The following is an 18,474-nucleotide window of genomic DNA, read 5'->3' as shown; positions in this document are numbered from 1 at the left end:
CGCCGGCCGCGCTCATCCCTCGAAGGGCCGTACCGGTCCCACCTCGACGCCGAGCAGCCGCCAGGCGGCCAGCGCCCGGTGCTCGCGCTCCTCGCGGGTGGGGCCGGTGACCGCTCCGGAGACCATGGCGACCGCGAGCATCAGGTCGTTCGCCCCACCCAGCCGGTGGCCGTCCGGCAGGTGTCCCCGCAGACCGCGCTCGACCCGCTCGGAGAGAGCCAGGGCATGCGCGCGGACACCGGAGCGGCTGCCGGCCCCGTCGGCGTGCATGAGGCCGATGAAAGCCGCCGATTCCGTGAGGTGCCACGTCATCACGCCGAGGACGCCGGCCAGGGTCGCTCCCTCGGCTGCCGCGGCCTGTTCGATCTGCCGTACGTTCTCCTCCAGAACCGCGGTCGCCACGGCGGCGCGGTCGGGAAAGTGCCGGTACAGAACGCCCTGACCGACCCCGGCACGACGCGCGACGGCGGAGAGCGGGGCGTCCAGACCGGACTCCGCGTAGACCTCCCGCGCGGCGGCGACCAGAGCGGCGCGATTACGGGCGGCTGCCTTCGGCCCGTCGTTCGCGGGCCGCCGCTCGTCCGCCCTGGGCTGCTGTTCCACCCCGGAAGGGTACCGGCCGGACAGGGACCGCTCAGGCCTGCCCGCGGGGCGGGCCCGGACACGCCGGACGAGCGGGGCACAGGGAGGGGGCCGCCGGGCGAGGTGGCGGGAGCGCGCCCGGACATGCCCCGCCCCGGCGGGCGGAGCATGCCTGGGAAGTGCGGGTCCGTACGTGCGGGCCGGCCTCAGGCCAGCGTGTATCCCAGCATGCCGCCGTGGATCTGACCCTCGCAGTTCAACTGGATCGAGTCGAAGATCTGGCGGTTCTCGTTCCGCAGGCAGCGGAGCAGCGGAACGGTGGCCACGCCGGCCGGCTGGGCCGTGTAGAGCCAGCCGAGGCGGGTCACGTACTGCTGGCCCTCACAGCCGACGTCCGTACTGGTGAAGTGGTCGCCCCTGACCTGGCAGAGATACAGCGGCACGGTGTCCGGGGCGGCGTAGGTGTACAACGAACCGAGCGGCCCCTGCAACTGGTAACCGCTGGGGTGGTACCAGCTGTTGCTCTGGGTGTCGGAGCTCTTGTGATAGCGGTTCAGGACGAACGTCGGTCCGGGGGTGTGGGGATCCCCCGCGCAGAGGTACTCGACCGCGACCTGCACATAGCCGTTCGGGAGCTGGTTGACGACGGTCGGGCCCTTGACCAGGTTGCACCGGGCGGGGTCGAACCCCTTGGCCACCGCACTGTCCATCGCGGTGCCGACGGCCGACTGCACCGCGACGTTGTACGGGCCGCTTCCCAGGCCGCCGATGTAGAGCTGCACCGGTCCGACGGACGCGGCTGCCCGCTCCGCGGGGGCGGAGCCGGGGGCGGAGCCGGGGGCGGAGCCGGGGGCGGAAGCGGGAGCGGCGGAAGCCGGAGTGAGGAGGGACAGCGTGAGCGCGGCGATGGCCGCGGTCATGACGGTGAGACGTCGGGCTAAGCGCATGAAGGCCTCTTCCTCGGGTGGATGGAATCGCACGGTGAGCACGGGGCTATGCATGGGACACCAAGGTGAGGGGGCGTGATCCGCGGCAGGCCCGCGCGCCATAGCTAAGCATGAGCGTGCCATTTCGACCAGAACGCCGCGCAGGCCACGGAAGGGGGCGGAAAGCCGCCTATGGCCGCCCGCTCCCCTGTGCGTGTGCGGCTGCCCCGGGCCGTGGCCCGGGGCAGCCGCTTCGTTCGTGTGGTCGCGGGTCAGGGCGTGACGATGGCGAAGTCGGGATCGGGGGTGTCGAGCAGGTCGGCGAGGGTGGCGAAGACCTGTGGGTCGCCCTGGACGTCGACGTCGTCGAAGTCTCCGCCGGCGAGGACGCCGAGCAGTTGCCGCTTCGTCAGGGTCAGCGTCAGGTCGGCGGCCGGCGCCGATCCCCGCGTGCCGGATGCCTCATCGGTGCTGCGGTAGGTCAGTGCCCCGTTGGACAGCAGCAGGTGCCAGGTGCGGCCTTCGTCGGTGACGTTCCAGGTCATCCGGAGTTTCTTGTCCCACGCGCGCGGCCCGTCGATGCGGATGGCCAGCGAGTCGATGAGCATGTCGACGGTCAGCGCCATCGCCATCTCGGGGTTGGTCGTCTCCAGGGCGGTGTGCGCGACCGCACCGCGCAGTTCCTGGGCTCCCATCAGGTAGAAGTTGCGCCAGGTGCCGTTCTCCGAGCCGTGGCCGAGCTTCTCGTACACCGAGGCCAGCGCCTCCTTGGCCGCCGCGTCCCCGGGTTCGGCGAACACCGCGTGCCCGAGAAGCGTGGCCGCGAAGCGCAGGTCTCCCGCGTGCGCGTACTCCTCGCCCTTGGCGACGAGTGCGGCGACACCTCCGTAGTCCGCGGCGAAACGCCGGGCCTGCTCGGCCGGCGGGTGCTCCCAGAGGTGGGCCGGGTTGCCGTCGAACCAGCCCATGTACCGCTGGTAGATGGCCTTGACGTTGTGGCTGAGCGAGCCGTAGTACCCGCGGTTCGCCCACCGGCGCGCGATGGCGGGCGGCAGTTCGATCCGCTCGGCGATCTCGGCTCCGGTCAGCCCCTGGTTGGTCATGCGCAGGGTCTGGTCGTGCATATAGGCCCACATGTCGCGCTGGCCCGCCAGGTGGGCGACGATGCGGTCCTTGCCCCAGGTCGGCCAGTGGTGCGAGGCGAACGCGACGTCGGCGACGTCGCCGTACAGCTCGATGGTCTCGTTGAGGTAGTGGGCCCAGATGCGGGTGTCCCGGACCAGTGCTCCGCGCAGGGTCAGGATGTTGTGCATGTTGTGCGTGGCGTTCTCCGCCATGCACAGTGCGCGCCGGTCGGGGAAGTAGAAGTTCATTTCCGACGGTGCTTCGGTGCCCGGTGTCATCTGGAAGACGATCCGTACGCCGTCGACGGTCTCCTCCTGGCCGGTGCGGGTGATGTCGAGCGTCGGCGGGATGAGGGTGATGGTGCCCGTGGAGGTCGTCATGCCCAGGCCCGCGCTGATCTGGCCGGCGGGCCCCTTGTCCAGTTCGGCGCCGTACATGTACACCGCGCGGCGGGTCATCGCGCCTCCCGCGTACACGTTCTCCGCGACGGCGTGTTCCAGGAACCCCGCCGGGGCGATCACGGGCACCGGGTCGTGGCCGTGCGGCAGGACGCCGCGCGAACCGCCGAAGTGGTCACCGTGCGAATGCGTGTAGATCAGCCCGGTGACCCGGCGGTCGCCGCGGTGCTCCCGGTACAGCGCGAGCGCCGCCGCCGCGGTCTCGGCGGAGATCAGCGGGTCGATGACGATGACACCGGTATCGCCCTCGACCAGCGTCATGTTCGACAGGTCCAGGTTCCGGACCTGGTAGATCCCCTCGGTCACCTCGAACAGGCCCTGTTTGTCGCACAGTTGGCTCTGCCGCCACAGGCTGGGGTGTGCGGTGTCCGGGCATTCCCCGGCCAGGAACGCGTACGCGCCGCCGTCCCAGATCACCCGGCCGTCGTCAGCCCGGATGACGGCCGGTTCGAGCGCGGCGACGAAGCCCCGCTCGGCGTCGTCGAAATCGGTCCTGTCGGAGTAATCAGGTTCATCCATATGGGATAAGTAGCCTGAATCGCACAGAAATACTCATCCCATCCATTCGGAGACGAAGGCTCCGAACATGGCGGCCGGTGGCCACCGGTGCCCGCAGGCATGCGCGATCGGCGGAGCCGCGCATCGCGGTCACACCGCGGCCTCCGGCGCGATGTCGGCGATCAGGCCCTCGACCAGGGTTCTGATCTCGTCCCGGATGGGGCGGACCGCCGCCACACCCCGGCCGGCCGGGTCCTCCAGTCTCCAGTCGAGGTAACGCTTGCCCGGGAAGACGGGGCAGGTGTCGCCACAGCCCATGGTGATACACACGTCCGACTCGCGGACCGCGTCGGCGGTGAGGACCTTCGGGACCTCGGCCGAGATGTCGATCCCCACCTCCGCCATGGCCTGGACGGCGGCGGGATTGACGGCATCACCGGGGGCGGAGCCGGCGGAGCGGACCTCGACGCGGTCACCGGCCAGGTGGGTCAGCCAGGCGGCGGCCATCTGGGAGCGGCCGGCGTTGTGGACACAGACGAACAGGACGGTCGGCCTGCCGGAAGGCGCGGGCATGGGTGACTCTTTCGTCTCGCGGCGGCGGAAGCCGCCAAATGAATCAGCCCTCACTGTTATCAGCGGGTGATGATGTGAGAGTATCAGCGCATGCTGACTTCAGTCGATCCTGATCTGATCCGGGTGCTGGGCGATCCGCTCCGCCTCCGGATCGTGACCCTGCTGGCACGCGAGACGCTCTGCACGACGCACCTGGTCGAGGAGACCGGCGCGAAGCAGACCAATCTGTCCAACCATCTGAAGGTCCTGCGCGAGGCCGGCGTGGTGGAGACCGAGCCGTGCGGACGCTTCACCTACTACAGGCTGCGCCCCGAGGTCCTCGCCGGCCTCTCGGAGCAGTTCGCGGGACTGGCCGAGTCCGCCCGTACCGCGGGCCGGAACAAGAGGGCCTGCCCATGACCGCCGAGCGCACCACGACGGCCTCCGCCGCCGATCAGGCCGCCGCCGATCAGGCCGTCCCGGATCGGGCAGGAAGCGAAGGCGAGGGCGACTCGATCGTCCGGAAGCTCTCCACCCTCGACCGGTACCTCGCGGTGTGGATCCTGCTCGCCATGGCCGTCGGCCTCGCCCTGGGCCGCCTCGTCCCGGGGATGAACGACGCGCTGGCGAAGATCGAGGTCGGCGGGATCTCACTGCCGATCGCGCTGGGCCTGCTCGTCATGATGTATCCGGTACTGGCCAAGGTCCGCTACGACAGGCTCGACACCGTCACCGGCGACCGCAGACTGATGGCGTCCTCGCTGGTCATCAACTGGGTCGTCGGCCCGGCCGTCATGTTCGCCCTCGCGTGGGCCTTCCTTCCCGACCTGCCCGAGTACCGGACCGGCCTGATCATCGTCGGCCTCGCCCGCTGCATCGCCATGGTCATCATCTGGAACGACCTCGCCTGCGGCGACCGGGAGGCCGCGGCCGTTCTCGTCGCACTCAACTCCGTCTTCCAGGTCATCGCGTTCGGTGTGCTGGGCTGGTTCTACCTCGACCTGCTGCCGCGGTGGCTCGGCCTCGGCGACGGACAAGGACTGGACGTTCCCGTCTGGCACATCGCGCTGAACGTCGTCGTCTTCCTCGGCGTACCGCTGCTGGCCGGGTTCCTCACCCGCCGCGTCGGCGAGAAGAGGATGGGCCGCGAATCCTACGAGCAGAGGTTCCTGCCGAAGATCGGCCCCTGGGCCCTGTACGGCCTGCTCTTCACGATCGTGATCCTGTTCGCCCTGCAGGGGAAGACGATCACCTCGCAGCCGCTCGACGTCGCCCGGATCGCGCTGCCGCTTCTCGTGTACTTCGCGATCATGTTCTTCGGGTCCTTCCTCCTCGGCAAGAGCCTCGGACTGGCCTACGACCGCACGAGCACCCTCGCGTTCACCGCGGCGGGCAACAACTTCGAACTCGCCATCGCCGTGGCCATCGCCACCTTCGGCGTCACCTCGGGCCAGGCGCTGTCCGGCGTCGTCGGCCCGCTGATCGAGGTGCCGGTACTGATCGGCCTCGTGTACGTCGCGCTCGCCTGGCGCAAGAAGTTCGCACCCTCGGAAATCACCACACCGGGCAGGGCCGGCTGACACACCGCCCCGGCGTCCGGGCACCGACGTACGGACACCGGCCGGCCGCACCGGCCGACGGGCAGGCCGGGCGGCCCGGCGGTCAGCGGCCGCGAGCGGGGGCGGTACGCAGGTCGAGCATGGCGGACATGGCCGCCACCACGGACGGGGCGACCTGGTAGTAGACCCAGGTCCCGCGCCGCTCGGAGGTCAGGAGCCCGGCTTCGCGCAGCTTCTTCAGGTGGTGGGAGACGGTCGGCTGGGAGACGCCGACGTCGGAGATGTCGCACACGCATGCCTCGCCGCCCGGATGGGAGGCGACCTTGGAGAACAGGCGCAGTCGCACCGGGTCGGACAGCGCCTTGAACATGGCGGCCATCTTCTCCGCGTCGTCCCGCGACAGCTCCCCGGCGGTGATCGGCGGGCAGCACGGAACCACCGCGGCGGGGTCCGGGACCGGCAGTTCCACAACCTCAGACTTCGACATATATCTATGTTGACACTCATCAATACCGGGTGGCAAGCTTCGAATATCGACAGCAATCGAAACAGCGACCGGGACAGGTCGCTCATCCCGGAGGACATCACCGCCATGACCACCACCGCAGACCTTCCGGTCGCCGTCATCGGAGCCGGCCCCATCGGGCTGGCAGCCGCCGCCCACCTCACCGAGCGCGGCATCGAACCCCTGGTCCTGGAGGCCGGCCCCGCCGCCGCCACCTCGGTGCGCGACTGGTCACACGTACGGCTGTTCTCCACCTGGGGCGAGATCACCGACCCGGCCGCCGAGAAGCTCCTGGCACCGACCGGCTGGACCAGGCCCGACGCGGACACGTACCCGACGGGAGGGGACTGGGCCGACCGCTACCTCCAGCCACTGGCCGACGCGCTGGGCGACCGCGTCCGCTACGGCGCGACCGTCACCGGGGTCTCCCGCACCGGCCGCGACCGCATCGTCGACGCCGACCGCGACAGCCAGCCCTTCGTCCTGCACCTCACCACCCCGGACGGTGAGGAACGCGTCTTCGCCCGCGCCGTCATCGACGCCTCCGGCACCTGGACGACCCCGAGCCCGGCCGGGGCGAGCGGCCTGCCCGCCCTCGGGGAGAAGGCCGCCGCCGACCACGTCACCTACCGCGTCCCGGACCTCAAGGACCCTGCCGTCCGCGCCCGTTACGCCGGCAGGCGCACGGCCGTGATCGGCTCCGGCGCCTCCGCGTTCACCGCCCTGGCCGCCCTCGCCGGCCTCGCGAAGGACGAAGCCGGCACCCACGCCGTATGGATCCTGCGCCGCGGAATCAACGGCTCCACCTTCGGCGGCGGGGCGGCCGACCAGTTGCCCGCACGCGGCGCCCTGGGACTCGCCGCGAAGGCCGCCGTCGACGACGGCCACGCCGACGCGGTCACCGGCTTCCGCACCGAAGTCATCGAACGCGACACCGACGAGCGCCTCACCCTGACCGGCGAGGACGGACGCCGCCTCGACCCGGTCGACGAGGTGATCGTCCTGACCGGATTCCGCCCCGACCTCTCGTTCCTCTCCGAGATCCGCCTCGGCCTCGACGAACGCCTCCAGGCACCCACCGAGCTGGCGCCGCTGATCGACCCCAACCAGCACTCCTGCGGCACCGTCTACCCCCACGGCCACCGCGAGCTGTCCCACCCCGAACCCGGCATCTACCTCGTCGGGATGAAGTCCTACGGCCGCGCCCCGACCTTCCTCGCCATGACCGGCTACGAACAGGTCCGCTCCGTCACCGCCGCCCTCGCCGGCGATACCGACTCCGCCGACCGCGTCGAACTCACCCTCCCCGAAACCGGAGTCTGCGGCGGCGCAGGCCTCTTCGACGACCCCACCGCCGACCAGACCGACGGCGGAGGCTGCTGCGCCCCGGAGCCCGCACTCGTACAGCCCGTCACCGTCGCCACCGCCCTGCCCATCGTGACCACCCCGGACGAGGAATCATCAGGCGGCTGCTGCTCGTGACCGAGCCCCGTGCCCGCGGGGCCACGACCGGGACTGGTACACCGGCCGCGGCCCCGCACCGTGCTCCGCGCGGCAGGAGCGGATGTACGACGAGATCGAGCGAGGGCCGTCCGGCGGCCCCGGCACGACCTACGCCACGGCCGCGATCATGTGGGGCTTCCCGGCCGGTCCGGGCGTGGCCTTCCCCCGGTTGGGCCTCGCGCCGGCCTTCGCCGCGGCCGTCGCGCTGCAAGAGCGCGCAAGCCGTGATCCACCCCCGGCCATGACGCGCTGCGGCTCCCCGCCAGCTGGGCCGCCACCGAGGGCATTCCCGCCCACGAGCATTCCTGATCCCTCCGGCCGGCGGAACCGGTGAATCGTTTGCCGTGACCGCCCGGCGGGACGGCACCGGTGCCGCTGCCGGTGCCGGTGCCGCATGTCACCAGCCGACCGGTTCAGGTTCCGGTGCGGTTGCCATCGCCGCCGCCGAGCGCCCAGGCCTCGATGTCGCGGTAATGGATCGGCCCACGGCTGCGGCCGACGTTGCTGCCCACCAGGTGCAGACGTTCGGCCGGCCATGCGCGGCCGGTGAATCCGGCGAGCGTCTCGGCGACTTCCCCGGCCGAGGTCCGGTCCCCACGGCGGGCACGGGCCAACGTGAGATGGGGGCGCAGGGGTCGGTCCTCGAAGGCGACACCGCAGCTCTTGACCGCCGTACGCACCTCGGCGGCGAGCATGTGCAGCTCGTCGAGGTCTCCGTCGACTCCGCTCCACAGCACCCGGTCGTCGAAGCTCCCGCCGCCGCGCAGTGCCAGCCGGGGTGGCCGGTGGTCCGCCGCGAGGCGGGCGAGCGGCGGGCGCAGGAACGGGACCGTCCCGACCGGCAGCTCCCCGAGGAACGCCAGGGTGATGTGCCAGTCCTCGATACGGTTCCACCGCATGTCCGGATGCGTGTCATAGGCGGGGCGCAGCTCCCGGGCCAGCTCTTCCTTCGCGTGGTCGGGCGGGGCGAGGGCGATGAACACACGAACGGTCGCGGGCTGAGTCTGTTCGTTCACACCGGACTTCGTACCGCATCCGGCGGGCGCCCCGAGGACCGGGGTCCGGGCGGCCGCAGAGCGTGCCGGTGGACCCTGCGGGCGTGTTGTTCGTAGAGCCCGGCGAATGCTTCACGTTCGCCGGGGAGCACCGCGGCGCGGACGAGGCCCCCCTTTCGGATGGTCCGGTACGGGGCAGGGCCCGTGTGCCGGGGGCGAGTTCGACGGGGCGGGGGCGGGGCCCGGCAGCGGAGGCGCCAGACTGGGGGAATGTCTCTTCCCCGTACGGAGTGCCCCGAGCCCGGGTGCGGCCGCGATGTCGCGGTCACCCCCAAGGGTCTCGTCTACCGCCACGATCCCGCGTCGGGCAGGACCGCGGAGCTGAAGTCGTGCCCTGGAAGCCTGAAGCCGGTCCAGGCACCGCAGGGCGACCCGGTGCTGTTCGTGGTCCCGGCGATGCCGGAGCCGGTCCGGCTGTTCTGATCCCGTGCGAGTGCCGCGAACGCCCACTGGTTCCGGTCCCCCGGCCCGTCACCGGAGAGGACGCGAACGGGCGTGCCGCGTACCGCATGCCGCATGCCCCTCCCGGCAGTTCCGCAGGACGCGCGCCTCATCGCCCATTTCTCCGGCGGCGGTGCGCACCACTTCCTCCGGATTCCGACGCCGGAACCCGGAGGGGCCCTGTCGTCGTCCGCCGCCGGGGTTTTCGGGACGGCCTCAGCGACGTCCGCCGTGCTGACGCCGCCATGCCGGTTCCGCCGAGTCCGGCGAGCCTTCCCGGCCCGAGTGCCACAGTCGGCCAAGGCCGGTGGCACGTCCTCCCGCCGGTTGGGGCAGAGTGTACGGAGCCGGGAACTGGAACTTTCCGGCTCCTTCGCACGTTGCGGAGGGCGTCCCGATTCGTTTGATGTGTGACACGACAGAGTGCTCTCGTCGTGGGAAGTGAGCAACACATGGCCATGGTGGGCCTGTTCTGGATCGCCGGCGGCGATGTGTATGTGGGCGCGAAGCCGTCCGGTCTGGGTCCCGGGGTACGCCTGACCTCCGAGGGCGTGGTGGCTCTCGGCGACGGGCAGTCCGGCCTCTACCTGTGGGAGGACGTGCGAGCCCTGACAGTGGCCGACGTCCCCGTGAAATCCCTCGGGCGACAGGTCGGCGCGCTCAAGGACATGGCCGTGGGCATGGTGCTGAACCTGGCCGCGCCCGTGGGCCTGGGCCGTGCGGACGAGGCCCCGGCGATGATGTCGGTGCGTGTGGAATCACCCACCGGTAGCCACGAACTCAATGCCTATGTGGCCGCCGCTGTGGGCTACTCCCCCACAGAGGTCGAACTTTCCCGGGCGCTCCTGTCCCGCTTCACCGAGGGCGCCGCGACGATGTCCACGGCGCTGGCGGCGATGTCGGAGTGGGGCCGCGCGTGGGAGGGGGGCTCACCTCGCGAGGCCGAGCGGGAGCAGCTGTTGCGGGGATGGGTGGGCTAGAGGCGGTCCATCGGATCCACGTGAGTGCGGTCCATCGGATCCGTGTGAGTAGAGAGGCGCCTGCGCCGCTCGGGCAACCGGGCCGACGCGCTCCGCGTCCCCCGTACCCTCTTCCTCGTGCCAGCCTCACTCCTGTATCGCGTCGCCGTCCTCGTACTCGAAGGTGCGAAGCCTCTTGATGTCGGTATTCCCGCGCAGGTGTTCACGACGCGCGCGAGCATGCCGTACGAGGTGCGCGTGTGCGGCGCGGCACCCGGTCTCGTGGCCGGCGGCGACGGCCTGTCGTACTACGTCGCCCACGGCATCGACGCACTCGCGTGGGCTGACATCGTCTTCGTTCCCGGCTACCGGTACCCGGACCGTGACGACCCGCCGCAGGCCATCGTTGACGCGCTGATCGCCGCCCACGATCGGGGCGCCCGGCTCGCGGCCATCTCCACGGGCGCCTTCGCGCTCGCTGCCACGGGCCTGCTCGACGGCAAGCGCGCCACGACTCACTGGCACTACACACGGGCACTCGCCGCGAAGCGTCCACTGGTTCAGGTCGACGAGAACGTTCTGTTCGTCGACGAGGGCAGCGTGCTGACGTCAGCCGGCGCCGCCTCGGGCATCGACCTGTGCCTGCACATTCTGCGCCGCGATCTGGGGGTTGCCGCCGCGAACCACGCGGCGCGGCGCCTGGTGGCCGCCCCCTACCGCAGCGGCGGTCAGGCACAGTACGTGCCTCGGAGTGTGCCCGAGTCGCTCGGCGAGCGGTTCGCCGCCACGCGGGAGTGGGCGCTGCACCGGCTCGGCGAGCCCCTCACCCTTGACGTGCTCGCCCGGCATGCGGCGGTGTCGCCGCGCACGTTCTCGCGGCGCTTCGTCGAGGACACGGGGTACACGCCGATGCAGTGGGTCATGCGAGCCCGCATCGACCTGGCCCGTGAGCTGCTTGAGCGTTCACAGCGGAGCATCGAGCAGATCGCCGCCGACGTCGGCCTCGGTACCGGTGCGAATCTGCGGCTGCACTTCCAGCGCATCCTCGACACCACGCCGAGCGAGTACCGGCGCACCTTCACCCAGGGGCAGTAGCCCGTCCCCACCACGTGGCGCGATCCTTGCGGACCATGGCGATCACGCCGCTGTTACCAGCGGATGCCGCGCGAGAACCTGATGGCGAACCCGAAGGGACACCACTCATGACTCGCATCGCCATCAACGGATTCGGCCGCATCGGACGCAATGTGCTGCGCGCACTGCTCGAACGCGACAGCGATCTGGAGGTCGTCGCCGTCAACGACCTCACGGAGCCCGCCACCCTCGCGCGACTGCTCTCCTACGACACGACGGCGGGCCGGCTCGGCCGCCCGGTGACGGTCGACGGGGACGCCCTCGTCGTCGACGGCCACCGCATCACCGTACTCGCGGAGCGCGAACCGGCGGGGCTGCCGTGGGCCGAGCTCGGCGTGGACATCGTGCTTGAGGCGACCGGCCGCTTCACGTCGGCCACGGCCGCCCGCGGCCACCTCGACGCGGGCGCGAAGAGGGTGCTCGTCAGCGCGCCGGCCGACGGTGCCGATGTCACGCTCGCGTTCGGGGTCAACACCGATGCGTACGACCCCGCCGTGCACACGATCGTCTCGAACGCCTCGTGCACGACCAACGCGCTTGCCCCGCTGGCCAAGGTGCTCGACGATCTCGCCGACATCGAGCACGGATTCATGACGACGGTGCACGCCTATACGCAGGAGCAGAACCTGCAGGACGGTCCGCACCGCGACGCCCGCCGCGCCCGCGCCGCCGCTGTCAACATCGTGCCGACCACGACAGGCGCCGCCAAGGCGATCGGCCTCGTGCTGCCGAAGCTCGACGGCAAGCTGTCCGGCGACTCGATCCGTGTGCCCGTTCCGGTCGGATCGATCGTCGAACTCAACACGACCGTCGCTCGCGACGTGACGCGCGAGGACGTGCTGGCGGCATACCGCGCCGCGGCGCAGGGGCCGCTCGCCGGCGTACTCGAGTACTCGGAAGACGCGCTCGTGTCGTCCGACATCACGGGCAATCCCGCCTCGGCGATCTTCGACTCGGCCCTTACCCGCGTCGACGGCCGCCACATCAAGGTGGTCGCCTGGTACGACAACGAGTGGGGCTTCTCGAACCGCGTGATCGATACGCTCGAACTCCTCGCCACCGGCTGACCGCGCACCGGCGGCGCGCCTGCGCAGGCCACCCTGTCCAGCACCCTTCGTGTGAGCGCTCCGGTCCGCCCGCCGGACCGACCGGAGCGCTCAGCCGGTTGTCTCCTGGCAAGGTCGGACGCCGTGATCCCGAAGGAGTCCTTCTGGGCGTACGGGGACAATCCCGGTAATGCCGCGAGCGTGCGCGCCGGGCCTGTGCTTGCATGAGCGCCATGGTGTCTATTGAGCGTCTGCTCGCCTTCGCGGCTATGTCATTCCTGTTGATCGTGATCCCCGGCCCCAGTGTGCTGTTCGTGATCGGGCGGGCGTTGGCGCAGGGGCGGCGCGCGGCGCTGGCCACCGTTGTGGGGAACACGATGGGCGCCTATGTACTCATCCTGGCCGTGGCACTCGGGATCGGGTCGATCGTGGAGCGCTCCGTCCTGGTCTTCACGGTGCTCAAGCTGGCCGGTGCGGCCTACTTGGTGTACCTGGGTGTGAAGGCGTGGCGGCAACGCGGCTCGCTGCAGAGCACGTTCACTGCCGGTCAGGCCCAGCAGGGCGGCCGCCGCACCATATGGGAGGGGTTCGCCGTCGGTGTGGCCAACCCCAAGACCCTTGTGTTCTTCGCCGCCGTGCTGCCGCAGTTCGTCGATCGCGCCCAAGGAAACGTCGTGCTCCAGATGCTCCTGCTCGGGCTGGTCTTCAACATCATCGCCATGGCCTGCGACAGTCTGTGGGGACTGGTCGCGGCAACCGGACGGGACTGGTTCGCCCGCTCACCTCGGCGGCTCTCCCTGGTCGGAGGGGTCGGCGGACTCACGATGATCGGCCTCGGTGTCACCGTGGCCGCGACGGGGCGCAAGGACTGATCGTCGGCCGCCCGAACGGATGCCGTGAGCGGGCGGCCTCTGGGGGACGGCTCTCAGTCGAGCCCCTCCGCCTTCAGTTCGTACACCAGGAGGAGCGTTCGATAGGCCTCGTCGGGCACGTCCAGGCACGCCTTCGGCCGGAAGCTGAGCGTCGAGTGGTTGTCCAGAGCCCGTTCGCACGTGGCACGCACCTCCGCTTCCGACTGCGTGCAGGCGGTGAGAGACATGACCAGGAGTGTCGCTGCGAGTGCCGCGGCGACGGTCGTACGGATGCGCATGGTCTCCCTCGGGGCTATGTCCGACAAGGCAGACATTGTCATCCAACAGCGGTGATCCAGGGCATTCCTTGGCGTCTCATACACCCGAACGTGCCTCCTGGCGAGGCATGCTGACGAACGTGCGGTGCCCTGCGGCCGGTCCGGCGGCGATGCCGGGATCAGCGTTCGACGCACAACCGCGGCAGCACCTTCCGGGCCCCGGCGGGTAGGGCTGGCCCCACCCACAAGTGTGCGGCGGACCCCCGTGACCGGACGACCACCGGTACGGAAGGGTGGCCGGGACGGCAACAGCACCTGGGGGCCGCCCCCAGCCGGTTCCGCGTCCCGCGTCCCGCGTCCCGCGTTCTTCGTTCTTCGTTCTTCGTTCTTCGTTCTTCGTCCCGGGCGTGTGCCCCGGCGGCGCGACCACACCTCGAACGATCTGGTTGCGCGTTGCCGAACCGCGCTCATCAACCGGCCGGCCCTCGGTCCGGCATGCCGACCACGCACTCGATCGAGCCGAAGGATTCCCCTTGCACAGCGCAGAAGCACCGCCACGGACCGCAGGGATACCCGGTCGCACACTCGCTGCGCTCGTCGCTCTCACGGTGGCCCTCATCGCCGCCTTCGTCATCGCCCCGCGCACGCTGGCGGCACGCACGTCGGGCAGCGGCTTCGACGACGAACAGGACCTCGCGGGATCCTTCCGCAGGGCGTTCGCCGGATACTGGAGTTCCGGCGACCGGGAGTTCTCCCCGGGCCTGGAAAGGGTGGTCGATCACTGGTTCCACTATCACGTGGCAAAGGGCGTGATCGCCACGATCCTGCTGGTCGTACTCGTCGCCCTCGGCATTCTTCTCTGGAAGGCATTCCTCGGAGCTACCGGTGACGAGACGAACGGGCGGGCCGTCCTCGCGTCGGCCGGCGTTCTCGTCACGGTGCTCGCACTGCTCTCGCTGGCGGCGGTCATGGCCAATATCCAGGGTGCGACAGCGCCCTTCGCCTCGCTGTTGCCGATGCTGGGCACCGGCACTGGCGCTGGCGCTGGCGCTGGCGGGCAGAGTCCCACCGATACGTTCGATCAGGTCAGGCAGCGACTGGCCGACTCGCTGAGCACGGATGGACCATCCTCGCCCGTCCTCGATGTAATGATCAGCGATTTCGCTCGATACCACGTGGTGATGGTCGTGCTGTCCGGCATCGTTGCGGTCCTCCTCATCGGCCTGAGTGTGATGTCGTTGAGGAAGGCCGCGGGAACCAGGCTGTCCGACAGACGGACGAGACGCGTACTGAGGTCGTACGGGGTCCTCTCGGCGGCACTGGCCCTGGTCCTGGCTGTTGTCGCCGTGGCCAACACGACCACTGCGGCAGACCCGGCGCCGCCGCTCCTCGCCCTCTTCGAAGGTGGATGGTGAGGCCGCCCGCAGGCGGCCCGGATCCTGACGCAGGTCGGCAAATCGCGTCCGTCGTCCACGCCGGGCAGGGCGGGCGGGGCGGGCCTCCCCCTCACATGGCCGAACACCCGGAGCAGCCCCGAATCCGCCCTCGAAGCACATGGTCGGCTCGTCAGCGACACCTATGGCGCCGGAGAACCTCAGCGTGGCATCCGCTGCACGGAGACGGGCACCCGGACCCGCGAATTCACCTGCGCCGGAACGGTCTGCCGGGCACTCGCGCGGGGGCGCTCGGCAGGATCTCCACCCCCGATCCGGTGAATCTCGCCCATGGCGGGCGGACTTCACTCACGGGCCGGATCGCCGAACCGGAGCTGGTGACGGGGACCGCGCCGCGCCCCGGCTTCCCGCCGAGCCACACCGGGGACATGGAGGGTTCCCAGGCCGACGCCGCACGGCTGCGTACACTCCAGTGGTTCCTCGCCGCGGCCCGGCAACGGCCGCTGCGACGGCGGGCGTTGCTGCGACATCACCGGAGGGACGGCGTTGACCGGAAGGCGGCATTGCCCGGCCTTCGGCGGCGAACCGGTCAACCGGCGGGCCCGCCAACCGGCCAAGCTCTTTCCACGAGTTCCCCGCAGTGTTGTGACATGTTCATCCCATGGCCGTCGGTATGGCCGAAGCTTCGCCAGGAGCGTGAGCGCGCTCCTCCACCTGCCCGACCCCTGAAAAGAGGACCGGCCACCTTGCGTACCCACTGGCGTGGACAAGCCCACATCACCGCCGTCGCCCTGACCCTTCTGACCCTCGGCCTGTCCGGTGCGCCGGTCTCGGCGCAGGAGCAGTCCACGGTGCGGATCAACGAGGTCGAGTCGAGCGGCGGCAGCCCCGGCGACTGGATCGAACTCGTCAACACGGGGACCACCGCGGTCGACGTGTCCAAGTGGGTCGTCAAGGACAACGACAACTCCCACTCGTACACAATCGGCAAGAACACGTCATTGGCTCCGGGCGCCTTCCTGGCACTGGACGTCGACTCCTCGTTCGGTCTGGGCAGTGCGGACTCCGCGCGGCTGTTCACGGCGGGCGGTTCCACCGCGGTGGACACGTACACCTGGACCGACCACGCCACCACCACCTTCGGGCGGTGCGAGGACGGCACCGGTGCGTTCCGCACCACCACCGCCCCGACCAAGGGTGCGGCGAACGCCTGCGGCGACACCGGCGGCGGTTCCGGCACCACGTGGCCGGGCGGCGCGGCGGTGACCGTCGCCGATGGCTCGAACGTGTTCGGGGAGAACCTCAGCGGCCTCTCGTTCGAGAGCCCGGGTGTTCTCTGGGCGGTGCAGAACGGCCCCAGCAAGCTCTTCCGGCTCGTGCCCGACGGTGCGAAATGGCGGCCCGACCCGGCCGGGGGCTGGGCGTCCGGCAAGACTCTGCGCTACGCGGGCGGCAGTGGTGAGCCCGATGCCGAGGGTGTGGTCGTCACTCCCGACGGATTGTTCGTCGCCACCGAACGCGACAACAGCAAGGGTTCCACCAGCGCTCCGAAGATCCTGCGCTTCGACACCTCCTCCGCGGCGTCCTCGCTGAACGCGGCGGCGGAGTGGAACCTCACCTCCGATCTGCCCTCCCTGCCGGCCAACGCCGGGCCCGAGGCCATCTCGTGGATCCCGGACACCTTCCTGACCGCGAACGGCTTCCGTGACGAGCGCACCGGTGCCGCGTACAACCCGGCCGGCTATCCCGGCCACGGCAGTGGCCTGTTCTTCGTCGGGGTCGAGGACAACGGCACGGTCTACGCCTACGCCCTCGACCAGACCGGCGGCGGATACACCCGGGTCGCCACCCTCACCAGCGGCTTCTCCGGCGTGATGGACCTGGAGTTCGAGCCCGCCACCGGACACCTGTGGGCGGTCTGCGACGACACGTGCGAGGGGCGCAGCTCAACCCTGGGGATCAACGCCCAGGGCAAGTTCGCCATCACCCACACCTACGACCGCCCCGCCGGCATGGGCGACTACAACAACGAGGGCTTCGCCATCGCCCCGAACACAGCCTGCAGCGGCGGCCACAAGCCGGTCGTCTGGTCCGACGACGCCAATGACGGCGGCCACGCGCTGCGCGCCGGCACGCTGAACTGCACTCCCTGACACCGGCCAATCGGCCCGGCTCCGAGGGCTCCGAGGGCCCCGGCAGATGATCTCCATCGCCGGGGCCCTCGTCCGCTGTGTGCCCATCGCGGGGGCTTGGGGGAGACCCGTGTCGCAGCCGGGGTCAGGCCGTGTGGTCGGGCCAGGGGATGTCGGTGGCGACAGCGGCGGCGTAGTCGATGCCCGGCACGGAGAATCCGTAGAGGCGCTGGACTTCGGAGCGGAACCAGGCGAGATCGGCGAGGTCGGCGATGCTGTCGGTGGTGGCGGCCTCCCAGCGTTCGGCGACGGCCGCCTGGACGTCGTCGGTGAGCTCCCAGGTGTCCAGACGGATACGTCCTTCGTCGTCCAGATCCGACGGGGCGGCGCCGGTCAGCTGATCCCACAGAGCGGCGAGCTGGTGCACCGGCGGGACCAGGTCCTCCCCGAGTACGCCGCGCAGCAGGCCGGTGTACAGGGCGATACCGGGAATGGCGGTGGAGGACTGGGTGACGGCGGCGCCGTTCACGGAAGTCACGGCCCGGCCGCCCACCGTCCTGCCGAGCCGCTCGTTCAGGCTGCGGGCGGTGGCCTCCAGGTGCGCCTTGGCCGTGCCGATGGTGCCCTGCCGGTAGATCGCCGCTGTCAGCGGCGAGCCGATGTACGACAGCGCGGCGGTCGCGAAGCCGTCGGCGAGCAGGCCCCGGCCGACCAGTTGATCGATCCAGCGTTCCCAGTCCGTGCCGCCCATCACCGCCACAGTCTGCTCGACGTCGTCGCCCTCGGCCGGCCCGGTCTCGACCTCGCGGACCTCGGGCACGCCCTCACCGTCGAAGACAAGGGTCTTGGTGCGGTTCGCCCGGCCGATCGGCTTGAGGACGGAGGCGTATGTGGTGCCGGTGGCGGGGTCGGTACGCCGGGGCGCGGCCACCGAGTAGATCAGGTAGTCCAGCCTGCCGCCGAACCGCTGCTCGATGAGGTCGGCGACCTGGTTCTTCATCGTGTCGGAGAACGCGTCGCCGTTGAGGAAGACCAGATCCCGCCCGGCGGCGCGGGCGATGTCGGCGGTGGCAGCGGTGCGGTACCAGCCGGCCGTACCGGTACGCCGTTCGGTGGGGGCCTTCTCGAAGGAGACCATGATGCCGCGGATGCCGGCGCGCTTGAGTCCGGCGAGGGTGGCCGCGAGGCCGTATCCGGCCGAGGAGCCGATGATCAGAGCTACTGGCCCGTCCCCCTCCGGCATATCGGCAGAACCGGGGCAGGCCTGCCACATGTCGGTCACCAACCGCTCGCAGCCCGCCGGGTGGGAGTCCAGGAAGAGGAATCCCCGGTTGCGGGGAATGAGAACGCGCTCGCTCACGATGGCAGTCCTTGGGGTCGGCCGGGACGGAAACGTGGCGGCCCGCAGGGCCGCCGCGTCCTGCAAGTCTGCGGCAGGGCGGACTCGGACAGCGGTCCCACCAGGGACAACGATCA

General features: G+C 70.5%; 18 protein-coding genes. 10 read left to right on the top strand and 8 right to left on the bottom strand.

The genetic code is table 11. The features are described 5' to 3' along the window. Nucleotides 1-12 precede the first annotated feature (12 nt). The 4 genes from ABT170_RS35705 to ABT170_RS35690 form a co-directional block, all read right to left on the bottom strand. Entirely contained in the window at nucleotides 13-603 is a 591-nt protein-coding gene (locus ABT170_RS35705; protein ID WP_329943500.1) for a TetR/AcrR family transcriptional regulator, read from the bottom strand. Nucleotides 604-788: 185 nt separating this feature from the next. Further along, the gene (locus ABT170_RS35700) at nucleotides 789-1,529 is read right to left on the bottom strand and encodes a hypothetical protein (RefSeq protein ID WP_351874505.1); all 741 of its coding nucleotides are present in this window, start codon (nucleotides 1,527-1,529) and stop codon (nucleotides 789-791) included. 251 nt (nucleotides 1,530-1,780) lie between these two features. Further along, nucleotides 1,781-3,610: an alkyl/aryl-sulfatase gene (locus ABT170_RS35695; RefSeq protein ID WP_351874502.1), complete on the bottom strand. Its 1,830-nt coding sequence runs from the start codon at nucleotides 3,608-3,610 to the stop codon at nucleotides 1,781-1,783. A gap of 129 nt (nucleotides 3,611-3,739) precedes the next feature. Beyond that, nucleotides 3,740-4,162, bottom strand: a complete 423-nt coding sequence (locus ABT170_RS35690; protein ID WP_351874499.1) for an arsenate reductase ArsC — start codon at nucleotides 4,160-4,162, stop codon at nucleotides 3,740-3,742. Nucleotides 4,163-4,252: 90 nt separating this feature from the next. Here ABT170_RS35690 and ABT170_RS35685 point away from each other — a divergent pair, with 90 nt between their 5' ends. Continuing rightward, nucleotides 4,253-4,561: an ArsR/SmtB family transcription factor gene (locus ABT170_RS35685; RefSeq protein ID WP_329943496.1), complete on the top strand. Its 309-nt coding sequence runs from the start codon at nucleotides 4,253-4,255 to the stop codon at nucleotides 4,559-4,561. Next, nucleotides 4,558-5,721: an ACR3 family arsenite efflux transporter gene (gene arsB, locus ABT170_RS35680; protein WP_351874495.1), complete on the top strand. Its 1,164-nt coding sequence runs from the start codon at nucleotides 4,558-4,560 to the stop codon at nucleotides 5,719-5,721. The genes ABT170_RS35685 and arsB overlap by 4 nt, the downstream gene beginning before the upstream one ends. Nucleotides 5,722-5,803: 82 nt before the next feature. On the opposite strand, the gene ABT170_RS35675 is transcribed toward arsB, so the two are convergent. Then, complete coding sequence (locus ABT170_RS35675; RefSeq protein ID WP_329943494.1) at nucleotides 5,804-6,187, bottom strand: ArsR/SmtB family transcription factor; 384 nt, start codon at nucleotides 6,185-6,187, stop codon at nucleotides 5,804-5,806. A gap of 105 nt (nucleotides 6,188-6,292) precedes the next feature. Here ABT170_RS35675 and ABT170_RS35670 point away from each other — a divergent pair, with 105 nt between their 5' ends. After that, nucleotides 6,293-7,687 carry an FAD-dependent oxidoreductase gene (locus ABT170_RS35670; RefSeq protein ID WP_329943493.1) on the top strand — a complete coding sequence of 465 codons (1,395 nt, stop codon included), beginning with the start codon at nucleotides 6,293-6,295 and terminating at the stop codon, nucleotides 7,685-7,687. Nucleotides 7,688-8,121: 434 nt separating this feature from the next. Here the strand turns inward: ABT170_RS35670 and thpR are convergent, their stop codons facing one another. Then, nucleotides 8,122-8,724, bottom strand: coding sequence for an RNA 2',3'-cyclic phosphodiesterase (gene thpR, locus ABT170_RS35665; protein WP_329943492.1), 603 nt, complete (start codon nucleotides 8,722-8,724; stop codon nucleotides 8,122-8,124). Nucleotides 8,725-8,973: 249 nt separating this feature from the next. Here thpR and ABT170_RS35660 point away from each other — a divergent pair, with 249 nt between their 5' ends. The 5 genes from ABT170_RS35660 to ABT170_RS35640 all read left to right on the top strand — a co-directional run bounded on the left by ABT170_RS35660 (nucleotide 8,974) and on the right by ABT170_RS35640 (nucleotide 13,215). Then, nucleotides 8,974-9,186, top strand: coding sequence for a hypothetical protein (locus ABT170_RS35660; RefSeq protein ID WP_329943491.1), 213 nt, complete (start codon nucleotides 8,974-8,976; stop codon nucleotides 9,184-9,186). Nucleotides 9,187-9,656: 470 nt separating this feature from the next. Then, nucleotides 9,657-10,184 (top strand): hypothetical protein, encoded by a 528-nt coding sequence (locus tag ABT170_RS35655; RefSeq protein WP_329943490.1) that lies wholly within the window; start codon nucleotides 9,657-9,659, stop codon nucleotides 10,182-10,184. A gap of 117 nt (nucleotides 10,185-10,301) precedes the next feature. Next, on the top strand, nucleotides 10,302-11,258 hold the full coding sequence (locus ABT170_RS35650) for a GlxA family transcriptional regulator (RefSeq protein WP_329943489.1): 957 nt from the start codon (nucleotides 10,302-10,304) through the stop codon (nucleotides 11,256-11,258). 107 nt (nucleotides 11,259-11,365) lie between these two features. Further along, nucleotides 11,366-12,364 carry a type I glyceraldehyde-3-phosphate dehydrogenase gene (gene gap, locus ABT170_RS35645; protein WP_329943636.1) on the top strand — a complete coding sequence of 333 codons (999 nt, stop codon included), beginning with the start codon at nucleotides 11,366-11,368 and terminating at the stop codon, nucleotides 12,362-12,364. A 212-nt stretch (nucleotides 12,365-12,576) separates the two neighbouring features. Then, nucleotides 12,577-13,215, top strand: coding sequence for a LysE family translocator (locus ABT170_RS35640; RefSeq protein ID WP_329943488.1), 639 nt, complete (start codon nucleotides 12,577-12,579; stop codon nucleotides 13,213-13,215). A gap of 53 nt (nucleotides 13,216-13,268) precedes the next feature. On the opposite strand, the gene ABT170_RS35635 is transcribed toward ABT170_RS35640, so the two are convergent. Next, a complete protein-coding gene (locus tag ABT170_RS35635) occupies nucleotides 13,269-13,520 on the bottom strand; it encodes a hypothetical protein (protein ID WP_351874487.1) in 252 nt (83 codons plus the stop codon). A 560-nt stretch (nucleotides 13,521-14,080) separates the two neighbouring features. Between ABT170_RS35635 and ABT170_RS35630 the strand changes: the two genes are divergently transcribed. Together ABT170_RS35630 and ABT170_RS35625 are read left to right on the top strand one after the other, a co-directional pair. Further along, complete coding sequence (locus ABT170_RS35630; RefSeq protein WP_351874484.1) at nucleotides 14,081-14,887, top strand: hypothetical protein; 807 nt, start codon at nucleotides 14,081-14,083, stop codon at nucleotides 14,885-14,887. A 725-nt stretch (nucleotides 14,888-15,612) separates the two neighbouring features. Continuing rightward, the gene (locus ABT170_RS35625; RefSeq protein ID WP_351874481.1) at nucleotides 15,613-17,019 is read left to right on the top strand and encodes a lamin tail domain-containing protein; all 1,407 of its coding nucleotides are present in this window, start codon (nucleotides 15,613-15,615) and stop codon (nucleotides 17,017-17,019) included. Between the two features lie 124 nt (nucleotides 17,020-17,143). On the opposite strand, the gene fabV is transcribed toward ABT170_RS35625, so the two are convergent. Then, entirely contained in the window at nucleotides 17,144-18,358 is a 1,215-nt protein-coding gene (gene fabV / locus ABT170_RS35620; protein ID WP_351874478.1) for an enoyl-[acyl-carrier-protein] reductase FabV, read from the bottom strand. Nucleotides 18,359-18,474: the final 116 nt, after the last annotated feature.

Origin of the sequence: Streptomyces sp. NPDC001787 (assembly GCF_040297465.1) — a bacterium.
GTDB lineage: Bacteria > Actinomycetota > Actinomycetes > Streptomycetales > Streptomycetaceae > Streptomyces.
The sequence above is the reverse complement of the archived record's forward strand: the minus strand, read 5'-3'. Positions and strand labels throughout refer to the sequence as shown.

Excerpts from the sequence above, each read along its gene's own strand:
- ABT170_RS35690 (WP_351874499.1), bottom strand. The coding sequence starts at position 4,162 with ATGCCCGCGCCTTCCGGCAGGCCGACCGTCCTGTTCGTCTGTGTCCAC.
- arsB (WP_351874495.1), top strand. The coding sequence starts at position 4,558 with ATGACCGCCGAGCGCACCACGACGGCCTCCGCCGCCGATCAGGCCGCC.
- ABT170_RS35660 (WP_329943491.1), top strand. The coding sequence starts at position 8,974 with ATGTCTCTTCCCCGTACGGAGTGCCCCGAGCCCGGGTGCGGCCGCGAT.
- ABT170_RS35670 (WP_329943493.1), top strand. The coding sequence starts at position 6,293 with ATGACCACCACCGCAGACCTTCCGGTCGCCGTCATCGGAGCCGGCCCC.
- ABT170_RS35640 (WP_329943488.1), top strand. The coding sequence starts at position 12,577 with ATGGTGTCTATTGAGCGTCTGCTCGCCTTCGCGGCTATGTCATTCCTG.
- ABT170_RS35655 (WP_329943490.1), top strand. The coding sequence starts at position 9,657 with ATGGCCATGGTGGGCCTGTTCTGGATCGCCGGCGGCGATGTGTATGTG.
- ABT170_RS35675 (WP_329943494.1), bottom strand. The coding sequence starts at position 6,187 with ATGTCGAAGTCTGAGGTTGTGGAACTGCCGGTCCCGGACCCCGCCGCG.
- ABT170_RS35685 (WP_329943496.1), top strand. The coding sequence starts at position 4,253 with ATGCTGACTTCAGTCGATCCTGATCTGATCCGGGTGCTGGGCGATCCG.
- gap (WP_329943636.1), top strand. The coding sequence starts at position 11,366 with ATGACTCGCATCGCCATCAACGGATTCGGCCGCATCGGACGCAATGTG.
- ABT170_RS35700 (WP_351874505.1), bottom strand. The coding sequence starts at position 1,529 with ATGCGCTTAGCCCGACGTCTCACCGTCATGACCGCGGCCATCGCCGCG.
- ABT170_RS35695 (WP_351874502.1), bottom strand. The coding sequence starts at position 3,610 with ATGGATGAACCTGATTACTCCGACAGGACCGATTTCGACGACGCCGAG.